The 13810-nt window shown below is 70.6% G+C and carries 16 protein-coding genes and 1 riboswitch; of the genes, 12 read left to right on the top strand and 4 right to left on the bottom strand.

Going from position 1 to position 13810, the window contains the following annotated elements:
- Positions 1 to 124: 124 nt before the first annotated feature.
- The 3 genes from Q0653_RS05465 to Q0653_RS05455 are packed head-to-tail and all read right to left on the bottom strand — an operon-like array spanning position 125 to position 1442.
- Positions 125 to 547 carry a DUF1801 domain-containing protein gene (locus tag Q0653_RS05465; RefSeq protein WP_298943299.1) on the bottom strand — a complete coding sequence of 141 codons (423 nt, stop codon included), beginning with the start codon at positions 545 to 547 and terminating at the stop codon, positions 125 to 127.
- A 1-nt stretch (position 548) separates the two neighbouring features.
- A complete protein-coding gene (locus Q0653_RS05460) occupies positions 549 to 1118 on the bottom strand; it encodes an HhH-GPD-type base excision DNA repair protein (protein WP_298740665.1) in 570 nt (189 codons plus the stop codon).
- A 51-nt stretch (positions 1119 to 1169) separates the two neighbouring features.
- Entirely contained in the window at positions 1170 to 1442 is a 273-nt protein-coding gene (locus Q0653_RS05455; protein ID WP_298740664.1) for a DUF1905 domain-containing protein, read from the bottom strand.
- A gap of 12 nt (positions 1443 to 1454) precedes the next feature.
- Here Q0653_RS05455 and Q0653_RS05450 point away from each other — a divergent pair, with 12 nt between their 5' ends.
- The 9 genes from Q0653_RS05450 to Q0653_RS05410 all read left to right on the top strand — a co-directional run bounded on the left by Q0653_RS05450 (position 1455) and on the right by Q0653_RS05410 (position 9181).
- Complete coding sequence (locus Q0653_RS05450) at positions 1455 to 2885, top strand: FAD-dependent oxidoreductase (protein WP_298943295.1); 1431 nt, start codon at positions 1455 to 1457, stop codon at positions 2883 to 2885.
- 89 nt (positions 2886 to 2974) lie between these two features.
- Complete coding sequence (locus Q0653_RS05445) at positions 2975 to 3358, top strand: hypothetical protein (RefSeq protein WP_298740660.1); 384 nt, start codon at positions 2975 to 2977, stop codon at positions 3356 to 3358.
- Positions 3358 to 3768: a phage holin family protein gene (locus Q0653_RS05440; protein ID WP_298943293.1), complete on the top strand. Its 411-nt coding sequence runs from the start codon at positions 3358 to 3360 to the stop codon at positions 3766 to 3768. Before Q0653_RS05445 ends, Q0653_RS05440 begins: the two co-directional genes overlap by 1 nt.
- Positions 3758 to 4030 carry a hypothetical protein gene (locus Q0653_RS05435; protein ID WP_298943291.1) on the top strand — a complete coding sequence of 91 codons (273 nt, stop codon included), beginning with the start codon at positions 3758 to 3760 and terminating at the stop codon, positions 4028 to 4030. The genes Q0653_RS05440 and Q0653_RS05435 overlap by 11 nt, the downstream gene beginning before the upstream one ends.
- 169 nt (positions 4031 to 4199) lie before the next feature.
- Positions 4200 to 5003 carry a uroporphyrinogen-III synthase gene (locus Q0653_RS05430; protein ID WP_298943289.1) on the top strand — a complete coding sequence of 268 codons (804 nt, stop codon included), beginning with the start codon at positions 4200 to 4202 and terminating at the stop codon, positions 5001 to 5003.
- 59 nt (positions 5004 to 5062) lie between these two features.
- A complete protein-coding gene (locus Q0653_RS05425) occupies positions 5063 to 5515 on the top strand; it encodes a hypothetical protein (RefSeq protein WP_298943287.1) in 453 nt (150 codons plus the stop codon).
- A 37-nt stretch (positions 5516 to 5552) separates the two neighbouring features.
- Complete coding sequence (locus tag Q0653_RS05420; RefSeq protein WP_298943285.1) at positions 5553 to 6629, top strand: enoyl-CoA hydratase/isomerase family protein; 1077 nt, start codon at positions 5553 to 5555, stop codon at positions 6627 to 6629.
- Positions 6629 to 7558: a DnaJ domain-containing protein gene (locus tag Q0653_RS05415; RefSeq protein WP_298943284.1), complete on the top strand. Its 930-nt coding sequence runs from the start codon at positions 6629 to 6631 to the stop codon at positions 7556 to 7558. Before Q0653_RS05420 ends, Q0653_RS05415 begins: the two co-directional genes overlap by 1 nt.
- A 24-nt stretch (positions 7559 to 7582) precedes the next feature.
- Positions 7583 to 9181, top strand: a complete 1599-nt coding sequence (locus Q0653_RS05410; RefSeq protein ID WP_298943282.1) for an SLC13 family permease — start codon at positions 7583 to 7585, stop codon at positions 9179 to 9181.
- Here the strand turns inward: Q0653_RS05410 and Q0653_RS05405 are convergent.
- Positions 9174 to 10586 (bottom strand): D-alanyl-D-alanine carboxypeptidase, encoded by a 1413-nt coding sequence (locus Q0653_RS05405; RefSeq protein ID WP_298943281.1) that lies wholly within the window; start codon positions 10584 to 10586, stop codon positions 9174 to 9176. The genes Q0653_RS05410 and Q0653_RS05405 overlap by 8 nt on opposite strands.
- A 33-nt stretch (positions 10587 to 10619) precedes the next feature.
- A riboswitch (TPP riboswitch) is annotated at positions 10620 to 10729 on the top strand.
- Between Q0653_RS05405 and Q0653_RS05400 the strand changes: the two genes are divergently transcribed.
- From Q0653_RS05400 to Q0653_RS05390, 3 genes are all read left to right on the top strand, one after another.
- Complete coding sequence (locus Q0653_RS05400) at positions 10722 to 11375, top strand: ECF transporter S component (RefSeq protein ID WP_279071938.1); 654 nt, start codon at positions 10722 to 10724, stop codon at positions 11373 to 11375. Its footprint overlaps the riboswitch before it by 8 nt.
- A gap of 68 nt (positions 11376 to 11443) precedes the next feature.
- Positions 11444 to 12973, top strand: a complete 1530-nt coding sequence (locus Q0653_RS05395; RefSeq protein WP_298943904.1) for an ABC transporter ATP-binding protein — start codon at positions 11444 to 11446, stop codon at positions 12971 to 12973.
- A gap of 83 nt (positions 12974 to 13056) precedes the next feature.
- Complete coding sequence (locus tag Q0653_RS05390; protein ID WP_298943902.1) at positions 13057 to 13800, top strand: energy-coupling factor transporter transmembrane component T; 744 nt, start codon at positions 13057 to 13059, stop codon at positions 13798 to 13800.
- The last annotated feature ends 10 nt before the right edge of the window (positions 13801 to 13810 follow it).

The raw sequence follows: 13810 nt of genomic DNA, 5'->3' as shown, positions 1-13810 counted from the left end.
GACCTTGTCCCACTCCGGGCAGGGTGTGTCCCACTTGGTGCGGGGTTTGTCCCAAAAGTGGCTGGTTTAGGGCGCTGAAAACAGCCATAAGTGGGACATGGTCCGGAGGCGAGAAGCCGCGGAGTCAGGCGGTGACGGTGATCGTCGCGTAGGCGTTGCCGCCGGAGGTCGTCGCGGTGTACGACGCGGTCAGGATGCCGCGCAGCACCTCGAGGTCGACCAGGGTCAGATCCTTCACATACAGGCAGGCGACGCTCGTCGTGTGCGGCCCGAGCGCGGCGAGGGCGGCCGTGTGGGCACCCGCATCGTCGAGGTAAATCGTGGATGCGGCCTTCCGTGGCGCGAAGGCGAGGAGCGGCATGTCGCCTTCGTTGCCGGTCGGATACCGGTAATGACAGCTGCCGAAGCCGATGACGGTGCCCCACAGCTCCGGTTCACGACCGGTGACCTCGCGCATCAGCGCGATGAGCGTGTCGGCATCGCGCCGGCGCGTCGCCGGAGTGACCTGAGCGACGAACGCGGCGACGGAACCACCCGTGGGTTGCATCTCAGGCGCCTTTCGCGGCGGCTTTCGCCGCACGCTTGTGCTCGCGCACGAGCGTGAGCGACTCGGGCGAGACAATGTCGGCGACCGAGCGGTACGCGCCTTCGTCGCCGTACGCGCCCGCCGCCTCGCGCCACCCGTCGCCGGTGAACCCGTACTGCTTGCCCAGCAGGGCGAGGAAGATCTTCGCCTTCTGCTCACCGAACCCGGGTAGGGCCTTCAGTCGCTTCAGGACCGTCGCCCCGTCGGGTGCGCCGCGGGTCCAGAGGGCTGCGGCGTCGCCATCCCAGTCATCCAGGAGCGCTTGGCAGAGTGCCTGCACGCGCCCGGCCATCGATCCCGGGTACCGGTGCACGGCCGGAGTCTGCCGGAACACCTCGACGAACGCATCCGGATCGGCGCCGGCGAGGGTCGCGGCATCCATCGCCCCGGTGCGCTGCTGGATCTTCAGCGGTCCGCTGAACGCCGCCTCCATCGCGATCTGCTGATCCAGCAGCATGCCCACAAGGAGCGCCAGGGGGTTTTCGGTCAACAGGGCGTCGGCGCCAGCATCGCCGGTGATGTGCAGGCTCATGTATTCAGTCTCGCAGGAGGATCACCAGGCCGATGAGCGGCAACTGCGCGACTACCGCTTCGTGACAGTCACCTCGACGGTGTCACCGATGTCTTTTCCGAGGGCTGTGCGGACCTTGGCGTTGAGAGACACCATGTGCCCTCCGGTTCCGGTCACCATCGCGCCGACGTTCTCCAGCCGGACATCGTCCACCGTGGCGTCGACTCTGACGGTCTTTCCCGTGCCGAAGAACTCCGCCGATCCGGGGATCTCCACGCAGCTCCACACGGCGCCTTTGACCTCGACACCGATCGTCGTCCGAAAGCTCAGCTCGTCTGTGCTCATGGTGACAGCGTATTGGGTGCTCCTCTCACCGGTTCTTCGGATCATGGATGGAAAGATGGCGGAATGCCCGATTCTGAAGATGTCGTCACGCACGTGCGCGAGCGCCGTGTCGTCGTGATCGGTGCGGGCGTCGCGGGTCTCGTCGCGGCGTGGGAGTGTGCGCGGGTGGGCCTGACCGTCACCGTGCTGGATGCCGCGGACCGCTCGGGTGGGTCGCTAGCTCCGGTCGAGATCGATGGCCTGACCCTCGACGCCGCACACATCGACATCGCCCCGGGTGACCCGGAGGCCGAGGCCGTGCTGCACCTCCTCGGGTGCGACACCGTGTCTGTGCCCGACGCCCGGATCGCGCTCGCCGGCGGTGGACCGCTGCCTGGAGACGAGCTGCTCGGGATCCCGGTGAACCCGTGGGCGCCGGAGGTGCGCCGCATCATCGGATGGTCCGGCACGTGGCGGGCCTATCTCGACCGGCTCCGCCCCCCGCTGACGATCGGCCGCGAACCGCGGCTCGGCGCGCTCGTCCGCACCCGTCTGGGCGAGCGCGTCGCCGATCGCCTCGTCACACCGCTCGCCGCGGCACGCTGGGAGACCACTCCGGATGATCTGGATGCCGATGCCGTCCTCCCGGGCATCAGCACGGCGCTCACGCGGACGGGGTCACTGACGGGTGCCGTCTCGCAGCTTCAGGCACATCCCGAGCCCGCGCGGCGGGCGCTTCGCTCCGGCTTCGCTTCGCTCGTCGCGGCGCTCGACACCCACCTGCGAGACCTCAGCGTCGAGGTTCACACCGGGCGGGAGGCGACGGGGATCACCGCGCGGGATGAGGGGTGGCGCGTCACGACGGGTGACGCCGACATCCACGCGGATGCCGTCATCATCGCCACCGGCGCCGCAGACGCGGGTCGACTGCTCGAACCCGTCCTCGGCGACGTGGAAGCCCTCGTTGCCGTCGACGAGGTCGACGTCGTCACCCTCGTGGTCGACGCGACGGATGTCGCCCAGGGCGGGCCGGATGTCCTCGTGTTCCCCCGCGGCTCCGAGGTGTACTCGGCGACCGACGTGACCGCCCGTTCACCCCAGGTGGGGCCGGCGCGCCGGGTTATTCGGGTCGTGCTCGCTGCGTCCGAGCGCGACGACGCCGCACTCGCGGCGGTGGCTGCGGCATCCGTCACCGACCTCGTCGGCGCCTCGCTCACGTCGAGCCGCGTCAGGGGTGTCGCCCGGTCTCGTCGGGTCGCGGCAGGGACCGGGCGCCGGGTCGCCGACTCGGCGCGACGGGAGGCGACACGGGCAATGATCGACGCACACGAAGGCCTGGACATCGTCGGCGGGTGGCTCGCCGGAGGGGACGTGGCCGACGAGATCGGAGACGCGGTGCGCACCGCCGAGCGCGTGCGACACGGTTTGCTCTGGGGCCGGGAGCCGGACCTCGGTACACCGTAACCGGGCCCGGCGCAAGAGGATGCCCGAATCGGCATACAGCGTTACGCTGAAGACCCATCACCACACCGACACCAGCGTGAGGAGACCCCATGAGGGGCAAAATCGGTATCGTCGTCGGGCTCGCCGCGGGCTATGTGCTCGGGTCGCGCGCCGGACGTGAGCGTTACGACCAGATCACGTCCAATTTTCTGAAGGTCTGGAACACCGATCCCGTGCAGAAGCAGGTGTCCAAGGCCAAGGATCTCGGCAAGACCGCCGCGCTGGCCCTGCCGAGCGCCGTCTGGGACGGCGCCGTGAAGGTGACCAAGGCGGCCACGCGCTCCGGCACGCCCGGGCAGAAGCTCGACAGTGCGCTCAAGGCGGGCAAGGCCTCGGCCGACGATGTCGCGCGAGGCGCGGAAGTCACCGCCGACGAGGTCAAGAAGGCGGCCGACAAGGCGGTCAGCGATCTCAAGAAGACCGCGGATCGCTGATGGCAACGCCCCGCGGCTTCCGTGATCGCACGGACCAGAGCCTGCTCACCCTCATCGGTGAGGTGCCCGAGCTGGTGCGCAATCTCGTGGTGGCCGAGGTCGACTCCGCGAAGGCGTGGGCCAAGAACGCCGGCAAGGACGTCGGGATGGGGGGCGTCTGGTTTCTCGTTGCGCTGTTCTTTCTGTTCTGGTCGTTGCCCGCTCTCGCCGCGTTCGCCATCATCGGGCTTTCCTCCTGGATGCCGGCGTGGCTCGCGAGCCTGATCGTCGTGATCGTGGCGCTCCTGGGTGCCGCCGTGTTCGCCCTGATGGGGTTGATGCGCATCAAGAAGCTGTCCCGCACGCAGAATCCCGCGCAAGCAGTGAAGGTCGACGCACGCATTGTGAAGGAAGTGGCCGATGAGTTCTGAGATGTCCATTCCGCGGACCGCGGTGGCCCTGGGGATCACCGACCCCGTCGAGCGTGCGCGCGCCGAGCTGAAAGCCACGCTCGCGGCGATCGAGGTGAAGGCCAATGTTCCCAAGCGCGTCGCCATCGCCACCGATCGCCGGGTGACCGAGGCGCGTCGCTTCACGAACCAGAATCCTCAGGCCGCCACGGCAGCCGTCGCCGGTGTCGCCGCTGCCGTCGGCTTCATCGTCTGGGGAATCGTCCGTCTGTACACGCGCTGACCTCCTCGCCGACGCGTGGCCAGCGCCGCGCGGGTATGCTCGTGTGCGAGGCAGTGGCAACGGTGCGCACTCTGCTGGCTGTGCCGACCCGATGCACAGCATCCGGAACCGACACGGTCGGACGCGCAAACCGGCGTGTGTTCCGACCTGAGCACCACGAGAGTCGAGCATGAATTCTGACGAGCGGGCCACAGCGGCCGCAAAGCCCCTCAAGGGCTGGCGCGTGCTCGTGCCTCGCGGTGGCCCCTGGGGCGACTCGGTTGCCGCGACGCTGCGCGGTCAGGGAGCGACTCCGGTCATCGCGCCGCTCATCAACTTCGCTCCCTCGACCGATCAGGAAACTCTCGAAGCCGCGCTCGCAGATCTCGCGGCCGGCGCGTTCGACTGGGTTACCCTCACGAGCGCGACGACCGTCGATGTGCTGTACGCCTACCGCGCCGTCATTCCCGCCTCGACGCGGGTCGCGGCGGTCGGCGAGACCACGGCCACGGCGCTGTCGGCGGTCGGCTACCGCGTCGACCTGGTCCCCGACGACGACAACTCCGCCGCCGGCATGGCCGCGCAGTTGATCGCCCTCGAGCCCGCGCCGCGCCGCATCCTGACTCTCCGGAGCGAGATTGCGAAGCCGGTGCTGACGCGCGAACTCTCCCAGGCCGGACACGACGTGCGCAGCGTCGTTGCCTACCGGACGGTCGGCGTGCCCGTGACCGAGCGCATCGCGCACGATGTCGCCAATGGGCGCATCAATGCGATCCTCGTGACCAGCGGCTCGGTCGCCGAGCAAGTCCGGTTGCAGTTTCCGCATATTCCCGACAGCACGATCGTCGCCGCGATCGGCCCCCGCACGGCCAAGGACGCCCGCCGTGCCGGTCTCGGGGTGTCCGCGGTGGCGCGGGAACAGACGGTCGACGGGCTCATCGCGGCGGTCTCGACATTCCCCCTTCCGCACGCGACGGACGAGTACGCCGTCTGAGACCGGATTGTTGCCGCGGAGGGTGTGTCCGACGCGCGCGACGCTGGCAGACTGATCCCATGGTGACCCTGCTGCTGGACTCGACGCAGCTCGATGTGGTGCTTTCCACTGCCGAGCGTGCGCTGTCGAGGCGCAAAGACGATCTGCGGATCGACCGCAGCCACATCGCGAAGGTCCAACTCGTCGACGACGCGTGGACCTGGCTCCGCGGCGTGCCGAGCCCGGGGACCTTCGTTCGCGGCGTGCTCGCGATGGGCACCTGGAAGTCCGCCGGCGGGTCCGATTTCGTCATCGTGCGCCGCCGGCATCCCGCCGTCGTCATCGACCTCGACGGCGACCCGGAGTTCGAACGCATCGTGCTCACGACCCGCAACGGGCTGGCTCTCGTGCAGGCGCTGCGCCTCGAGACCGATGACAAGCCGCAGGAGGTCACCGAGATCGTGACGTCCTCGCTTCCGGTGATCGGCGGAAAGCACGCCCCCGCGCCGCACCCGCGTCCTGCGCTCGCCTGACGCCCCGCGCCGCTGGGGCGCGGGTAACGTTGCGGGAGTGAGTGAACCGGCATCCATCCCCGACGCCCCGTCGAACGTGCGCCTCCGCCGCGAGGGGAGCGTCGGACGCATCACGCTCGATCGGCCCCGCGCGATCAACGCGCTCGACCTCGGGATGATCGACGCGATCGCCGCAGCCCTGGATGCGTGGGAGAACGATGTCGACATCGCACTCGTGCTCCTGGACGGTGCCGGGGAGCGCGGTCTCTGTGCCGGCGGCGATGTTCGCGGGCTGTACGCACAGATCGTCTCCGGCGACGCCGATCTGACCGGCGGTTTCTTCCGGGCGGAGTATGCGCTGAACGCACGCATCGCGGAGTACCCGAAGCCGATCGTCGTGTACGCGGACGGCATCACGATGGGCGGGGGTGTGGGCCTTGCCGGCCACGCGGCCGTGCGCGTTGTCACCGAGCGCTCGACACTCGCGATGCCCGAGACCCGCATCGGTTTCACTCCGGATGTGGGGGGCAGCTGGTTGCTCGGCCGAGCCCCTGGCCGGGTGGGCGAGTACCTGGCCTTGACCGGCGGCACAATGGATGCCGCGGACGCGATCTACGCCGGCTTCGCCGATCACCTCGTGCGATCTGAGCACCTCGATGATCTCCGCGATGCGTTCGTCACCCGCGCCGACCCCGAAACGCCCACCGAACTTGTCCTGCTCTTCGACGAGACGGCGCCGGCATCCGCTCTCGAAGCGGCGCGCCCGTGGATCGACGCCGCGTTCTCGGCCGACACCGTACCGGAGATCCTCGAGCGACTGCGCGCGCGGCCCGAGCCCGCCGCGGTCGCCGCGGCAGAGTTGCTGGCGGGTCTGTCGCCGACGGCGTTGACCGTGACGTTGGAGGCTGTGCGCGCGGCCCGGGAGCTCCCGAGCCTGCGCGCCGCGCTCGAGCAGGAGTACAGGCTCGTGCTGTGGTTCGCTCGGACACAGCCGGATCTGCCCGAGGGGATTCGCGCTCAGCTCGTCGACAAAGACCGCTCGCCCCGCTGGCAGCCGGCGACCCTCGCGGAGGTGCCCGCGCACCTCGGGGCACAGGCGCTGGCGTTCGAGCCGGAAACGGCACTCTGGTCCTGATGTTCGACAGTCCGCTCTCCGCCTCGGCGTACGAGGTACTCGCGGTGGCGCCCGACGCCACGGAGGATGATCTCCGGCGTGCCTATCGACTGCGCCTGCGGCAGACGCATCCCGACACCGGGGGAGACGCCGCCCTGTTCGTCCAGGTGCAGCGTGCGTGGGACCTCGTGGGAACGGCCGAGGCCCGCGCTATCTATGACCGAGGACACGGATTCGCCGCCGAACAGGTGTCATTCGCGCCGGAGTCGGCGATGTGGCGCCCGCCGGGGCGCCCGGTCGACACGCGGCCGCGCGCCCGGTCGTTCGGTCAGCCCGGCGGCTGGAGGCGCGAGCGGTACCTCACGCTCATGCGCGAATGGGTCGGCCGTGGAGTGGCCCTCGACGATCCCTACGATCCTGTCCTCGTGCGCACCGCCCCGCGCGAACTGCGACGGATGCTGGCCGACGCCCTCGCCGAAGAGGCCACCGCGCGGATCGTCGGTGACCTCGGGATGGGCTTCACCGTCTGGCACGATGTGGCCGCCGACGCGCACGATCCGAACGCGAAGCTCGACCATGTCGTCCTCGGCCCGAGCGGCCTGTACGCCGTCCTGTCGGAGGATTTCGGTGGGCCGGTACGCACGCGCCGGGGTGAGCTGATCGGTGACGACGTCGTCGGTGCACCGGTCGCGCAGCTCGTCGCGCGTGCCCGCACCCTCGCGCGCGCGGCCCGGGTGACGTTCGGCGGGGTCATCGTCGTGCTGCCCGACGACGATGTGGTGCTCGCGATCGAGGAGCTCGGCAAGGTGCGGGGCCTTCCCGTCGCCGTCGTCGGGCGGTCGGCCCTATCGACCGTGCTGCGGCGGGGACTCTCCGGCGCCCGCGACATCGGCGGCAACGAACTGTTCGATGTGCGTACCCGACTGCAACAGAGCATCCGCTTCGTCTGAGTCCGGGGTGGCTAGGGTGAAGCCATGGAACCGGCATCCTGGACCTTCCTGATCCTGGCGCTCGCGATCGTCGGTTTCGTCAGCGGGAAGATCCCCCTCGCTGTCGTGTCGATCGGTGTCGCGCTGGCGCTCTGGGCGACCGGAGTTCTGACCCTTCCCGCCGCGCTGGCCGGCTTCGGCGACCCGACCGTGTTGTTCATCGCCTCGCTGTTCGTCGTGAGTGAAGCCTTGGATGCCACCGGCGTCACCGCCTGGATCGGCCATCAGGTGATCACCCGGGCCGGGCGCGGCCGCTCGCGGCTCACGATGATCATCGGGTTCATGGCCGCCGTGATCGCCGCCTTCATCTCGATCAACGGCGCGGTCGCGGCGCTGCTTCCGGTCGTCGTGGTCGTCGCGGTGCGAGCGGGGATCGTGCCGTCGAAGATGCTGATCCCGCTCGCTTTCGCCGCGAGCGCCGGGTCGCTGCTGACCCTCACCGGAACCCCCGTCAACATCGTCGTCTCCGAAGCCGCCGCCGCGGCCGGCGGCCGGGAGTTCGGGTTCTTCGAGTTCGCGCTCGTGGGCATCCCGCTCGTGCTGCTGACGGTGTTCATCGTCACGCTCGCCGGCAACCGGCTCCTGCCCGACCGGGTCGCGGAAGACCTCGGCGACGGCGTGCCCGATCCGAGCGAGCACGCGGAGGTTCTGCGACAGAGCTACGACGTGGATCTGGACACCGGTGTGCTCTTCAATGTGCGGGAGGGGGTGGCGGAAGTCCTCGTCGCTCCGCGATCTTCTCTCATCGGACGGGTCGCCTGCGCCGGAATGACCACGCGGTCCGAGAATCTCGTCATCCTCGCCGTCCGCCGAGGGGAAGATGACGGGCCCAACGCGTCACGCGGCACCGGTGTCGCCGGCTCACTGGAGTTGCAGGCGGGAGATGCCGTGCTCGTCCAAGGGCCGTGGGCCGCTCTCACCCGCTACACCCAATCGCCGGATGTCATCGCGGTGACCCCGCCGCATGCCCTGCAGCGCACCGTTCCGCTCGGGCGCGGCGCGCGGCGGGCGCTGGTGATCCTTGCGGTCATGGTGGTGCTCTTGGCCACCGGGATCGTCCCTCCGGTGGTCGCCGGCCTCCTCGCGGCCGGCGCGATCGTCCTCACCCGCGTGTTGACGATTCCGCAGACCTACCGCTCGATCTCGTGGACGACCGTGATCCTCATCGCCGGGATGGTCCCGCTGTCGGCGGCCTTCATCTCCACCGGTGCGGCGGCGATCGTCGCCGACATCGTGCTCGGCATCATCGGCAGCACCTCGCCGCATCTCGCGTTGCTGGTGTTGGGTGTGCTCACCATGGTGCTCGGCCAGTTCATCTCGAACGTCGCGACGGTGCTCGTGGTGACCCCGATCGCCGTCGCGATCTCGCAGGCGATGGAGGTGAGCGTGCAGCCGTTCATGATGGCCCTCACGGTGGCCGGTGCGGCCGCGTTCATGACCCCGATCGCCACGCCGGTGAACCTCATGGTCCTGCAGCCGGGTGGCTACCGGTTCGGGGACTATTGGAAGCTCGGGCTGCCCCTCATGCTCGTCTTCCTCGCCGTCGCAGTGCTCTACGTGCCGCTGATCTGGCCGTTCAGATAAGTCCCCAGAGTTCCAGGGGATGCGTCAGGCGCCACCACGCATCCGGTTCGGGGATGTCTGCGGCCAGGTGCACGCCCACGGTCTGCGCAGTGAGCGGACCGGTCAGCGTCACGTCGCCCGCGGGGGCGTTCGCTGCACGCGCATCGGCCAGATCGAGATCGATCGTCGTCGTCGCCGCCGCGGCGTTCCACAGGATCGCGGAGGCATCGGCATCCGTCATGATCTCCACGCGTGACCCCCAGGGGGTCGTCACGACCCCGGCGACGGTGCCGGCGGGAAGCACCTGTGGCTGGGAGATCTCGCCGATCACCTGGTCGAGCAATCGTGCCGTCTCGCTGTCGCGGAGTTCGTCATCCGGTTGACCCAGCACGCTCGCGGTGACGCGCACCGTCTCGTCGCCGACGGTCGCGTCTTTCGCGGCGAGGAGGTTGTACGCGCCGAACAGGCTGCCGGTCTTCAGTCCGATCACTCCGGGATCTCCCAGGAGATCGTTGGTGTTGACCACGTCGCCGGCGCCCGGCAGAGTCACGCTCGGGGTGCGGACGATCTCGGCGACGACCGGGTTCGCGAGCGCCCTCGCGGCCAGTGCGATCAGGCTCGCGGGGGTCGCGGTGTTCGCCTCATCGATTCCGGTCGGGTCGACCACGGTGATGTCGGTCAGGCCGCGATCACGCAGCCACGTCGTGGCCGCGCGGGCGAAGACGGCATCCGTCGGCCAGTACGTGCTGGCCAGGCGGTCGGCGTAGTTGCCCGCAGAACCGATGAGGATCCCCTGCATCAGTTGATACTCCGTGAGCGTGCCGCCCACGGGGACATCGAGGGCCGACTCGTCGTTCGCGAGGTAATCCCAATACGCGGCGCGGTCGCTGCGCGTGAACGAGAAGGTCGCGCCCTCTTCGCCCAGCGTGAACGGTGCTTCGTCGAGCGCCATCAGCACCGTCACCAGTTTGGTGATGCTCGCCATGGGGGCGACGTCGGTGGTGGATGCCGGAACCGAGTCGATTCCGCGGACCGCGACGGCAGCCGACCCCACCTCCGGCCACGCGATCGTGGTGACCGGGGCGGCGATGTCCTCGATCGTCGCGGCGGTCACTGCCGGAGGGACGGCGTACAGGGGCCAGAAGAGCGTCGCGCCCGCGTAGACGCCCGCCATCGCGCACACGGCGAGGAGCGGGACGACGACCCCGGCGCGGAACGGCGACCGGCGCGGGCGCGTGGCCAGCAGGTCGGGCAGCGCCCAGCGGTACGGGGCGGAGGTATCCGGGGCGGTGCGAATGCTGACGGCATCCTCATCGACCCACCCCAGCGCGACGTGCGACCCGTTCTTCCGGGGCACGGCGACCGGGCCCGCCTGCTGCTCACGGAGCGCGCGCCGCGATGACGGGGGCGCGTCTTCGATGGTCACCCGCTAAAACTACCTGCTGATGGATATACTCGACGTCACAACCACGGGAGTCCGGTGAGCCGGGCTGAGAGGAAGCGATCCACGCTTCGACCGTCGAACCTGATCCGGATCATGCCGGCGCAGGGAGGAGAGAACATGCACGCTTCGGCGTCTTCGTCCACCGTCACATCGTCGTCCGCGACGCCGCCTGGCGGATCGCCCACGTCGGGCCGCTTCCGCTGGCGCATCGTCGACATCGTCGTCGCCAGCGTGATCGCGGTCGCGTGCGCGCTCATCTTCCTCTTGTGGAACGTCGGCTATGAGGGCCCCGCGTCGGTGCTCAAGCCGCTGCTCCCCGGCCTGCAGGGTCTGCTCGCCGGTCCGTGGCTGATCGCCGGGGTGCTCGGCGGCCTCATCATCAGAAAGCCGGGTGCGGCGCTCTACACCGAGACGGTCGCCGCCGTCATCTCCGCCCTCGTCGGCAACGCGTGGGGCCCGCTGACGATCGCGTCGGGCCTCGTCCAGGGCCTCGGTGCCGAGATCGTCTTCCTGGTCTTCCTGTATAAGGTGTGGACCCTTCCCGTCGCTCTCCTCGCCGGCGCGGCATCCGGCCTCGCCTGCGGCATCAACGACCGCATCCTCTGGTACCCCGGCGCCGACGTGCCGTTCACCGCCGTCTACATCACCTCCACGACGATCTCCGGAGCCGTCATCGCCGGTCTCGGCGGGTGGCTGCTCATGAAGGCCCTGGCCTCCACCGGCGCGCTCAGCAGATTCGCGTCGGGACGCGAGGCCACCGCACGCGTGTGACCGCCGCCCAGACCGAGGGGACCCGGGGCACGGGCGATCCGGGCGCTGCCGGCGTGACCGGTGCTGGCGTGACCGCCCCCGCCGCCATCGAGGCGCGCGGGTGGGGCTGGCGGTATGCGACGCGTCAGGCGTGGGCGGTGCGGGATGCCTCGTTCCGCATCGCGCCGGGGGAGCGGGTGCTGCTGCTCGGCGCCTCGGGCGCGGGCAAGTCGACGCTGCTGCAGGGCATCGCGGGCATCCTCGGCGGCGCGGACGAGGGCGAGCACGAGGGCGAGCTGCTCGTCGACGGGGCGCTCGCCGCATCGGTGCGCGGCCGGGCGGGCATGGTGCTGCAGGACCCCGACAGTCAGACGATCCTCGCGCGGGTGGGCGACGACGTCGCCTTCGGGTGCGAGAACCTGGGCGTGCCGCGCGCCGACATCTGGCCGCGCGTGCACGCGGCGCTCGCCGCCGTCGGCCTCGACGTCCCGACCGACCGCTCCACGGCGAACCTGTCGGGAGGGCAGAAGCAGCGCCTCGCGCTCGCCGGGGTCGTCGCGATGCGACCCGGGGCGATCCTGCTCGACGAACCGACCGCGAACCTCGACCCCGAGGGCGTGCGCGAGGTGCGCGACGCCGTCGGGCGGGTGCTCGCCGAGACGGGTGCCACGCTTGTCGTGATCGAGCACCGCGTCGACGTGTGGCTGCCGCTCATCGATCGGGTGATCGTGCTCGGTGAGGCGGGCGTCATCGCCGACGGCGCGCCCGCCGACGTGCTCGACGCGCAGGCGGCGGCGCTCGCCGAAGCCGGCGTCTGGCTGCCCCAGGCGGCGCTCCCGCTGCCGCCCCCGCCCGGGCCGCCGGGCGAGGTGCTGCTGTCGGCGCGGGAGCTCGTGGTCGGCCGCGAGCGCGGTGTCGCCGCCGCCGGACCGCTGAGCTTCGACGTGCGCGCCGGCGAGGTGCTCGGGATCGTGGGGCGCAACGGCGCGGGCAAGTCGACCCTCGCCCTGACCGTCGCGGGACTGCTCGCCCCGCTCGCGGGCGAGGTCGAGGCATCCGCCGCCCTGGCCGCGGGGGTGCGCGGGCGCTCCCGCCGCAGACCGCGTCGCCGCCCTGCGCCGCGCGCCGACGATCCGTTCGCCTGGAGCTCGAAAGACCTGCTGACCCGCATCGGCACGGTGTTCCAGGAGCCCGAGCATCAGCTACTCGCCCGCACGGTGCGTGGCGAGCTCGAGGTGGGGCCGAGGGCGCTCGGGGTGCCGGAAGACGAGATCGCCGAACGGGTCGACGACCTGCTCGGGCGGCTGCGACTCGCACCGCTCGCCGCCGCCAACCCGTACACCCTCTCGGGCGGACAGAAGCGGCGCCTGACCGTCGGTGCCGTGCTCGCCACCCGCCCCCGCGTGCTGGTGCTCGACGAGCCGACGTTCGGGCAGGATGCCCGCACCTGGACCGAGCTCGTCGCGATGATCGCGGCGCTGCGCGACGGCGTCGACGACCGCGGTCCGCTCGCCGTGGTCGTCGTCACCCACGACGAGCAGGTGCTCGACGCGCTCCACGCGCGGCGGCTGCGCGTCGGTGCGGCCGCGCCGACCGGCGACGGCGGGCGGACTCCGTGAGCGTCGACGCGGTCGCCGGCTCCGCCGCGGCATCCTCCTCCCGCTCCTCTTCTTCTTCTTCTTCCCGGCGCGCGTTCGCCACGATCAATCCGGTCGCCAAGCTCGCCGCGGCGCTGCTCATCGCGGTCGTGCTGGTGCTGTCGATCGACCCGGTGTCGGCGGGTGTCGCCCTCGTGCTCGAGATTCCGCTGCTGCTCGCAGCGGGGCTGCCGTGGCGCACCTTCTGGCTGCGGACGCTGCCGGTCTGGCTCGGCGCGTTCACCGGCGCAGTGACCGTCGCGCTGTACGGCGTGACGAGCGGCGAGGTGTACGTCGAATGGATGCTGGTGCGCATCAGCGAGGGATCGCTGCTGCTCGCCGTCGCGACCTTCCTGCGCGTGCTCGCGATCGGCCTGCCGGCGGTCGTGCTGTTCGTCACCGTCGATCCGACCGACCTCGCCGACGGGCTGGCGCAGGTCGTGCGCCTGCCGGCGCGGTTCGTGCTGGGCGCGCTCGCCGGCATGCGCCTGCTCGGTCTGCTCGCCTCCGATTGGCGGGCGCTCGAGCGCGCGCGTCGAGCGCGCGGCGTCGCCGACACCGGCCGGGTGCGGCGTGCGGTCTCGGCGGCCTTCGCCCTGTTCGTGCTCGCCATCCGCCGCGGCTCGGCCCTCGCCACGGCGATGGAGGCCCGCGCGTTCGGCGCCCCCGGCCCCCGCACGTGGGCACGAGCGTCGCGATTCGGCGGCCGGGAGTGGGCGCTCATCGCCGTCGGCGCCGCGATCGCCGTGATCGCGGTTACCGTCGCCGTCGCGACCGGCGCCTGGAATTTCATCCTCGGCCCCGGCTGACCTGGTATCC

Origin of the sequence: uncultured Microbacterium sp., from assembly GCF_947488465.1 — a bacterium.
GTDB lineage: Bacteria > Actinomycetota > Actinomycetes > Actinomycetales > Microbacteriaceae > Microbacterium.
Note: the sequence above shows the minus strand (reverse complement) of the source record. Positions and strands in the feature narration are given on the sequence as shown.

Bases quoted from the DNA above. Each gene is read 5' to 3' on its own strand.
- Q0653_RS05445 (WP_298740660.1), top strand. From the start codon at position 2,975: ATGAGGGGCAAAATCGGTATCGTCGTCGGGCTCGCCGCGGGCTATGTG.
- Q0653_RS05430 (WP_298943289.1), top strand. From the start codon at position 4,200: ATGAATTCTGACGAGCGGGCCACAGCGGCCGCAAAGCCCCTCAAGGGC.
- Q0653_RS05460 (WP_298740665.1), bottom strand. From the start codon at position 1,118: ATGAGCCTGCACATCACCGGCGATGCTGGCGCCGACGCCCTGTTGACC.
- Q0653_RS05410 (WP_298943282.1), top strand. From the start codon at position 7,583: ATGGAACCGGCATCCTGGACCTTCCTGATCCTGGCGCTCGCGATCGTC.
- Q0653_RS05465 (WP_298943299.1), bottom strand. From the start codon at position 547: ATGCAACCCACGGGTGGTTCCGTCGCCGCGTTCGTCGCTCAGGTCACT.
- Q0653_RS05455 (WP_298740664.1), bottom strand. From the start codon at position 1,442: ATGAGCACAGACGAGCTGAGCTTTCGGACGACGATCGGTGTCGAGGTC.
- Q0653_RS05425 (WP_298943287.1), top strand. From the start codon at position 5,063: ATGGTGACCCTGCTGCTGGACTCGACGCAGCTCGATGTGGTGCTTTCC.
- Q0653_RS05415 (WP_298943284.1), top strand. From the start codon at position 6,629: ATGTTCGACAGTCCGCTCTCCGCCTCGGCGTACGAGGTACTCGCGGTG.
- Q0653_RS05440 (WP_298943293.1), top strand. From the start codon at position 3,358: ATGGCAACGCCCCGCGGCTTCCGTGATCGCACGGACCAGAGCCTGCTC.
- Q0653_RS05400 (WP_279071938.1), top strand. From the start codon at position 10,722: ATGCACGCTTCGGCGTCTTCGTCCACCGTCACATCGTCGTCCGCGACG.
- Q0653_RS05435 (WP_298943291.1), top strand. From the start codon at position 3,758: ATGAGTTCTGAGATGTCCATTCCGCGGACCGCGGTGGCCCTGGGGATC.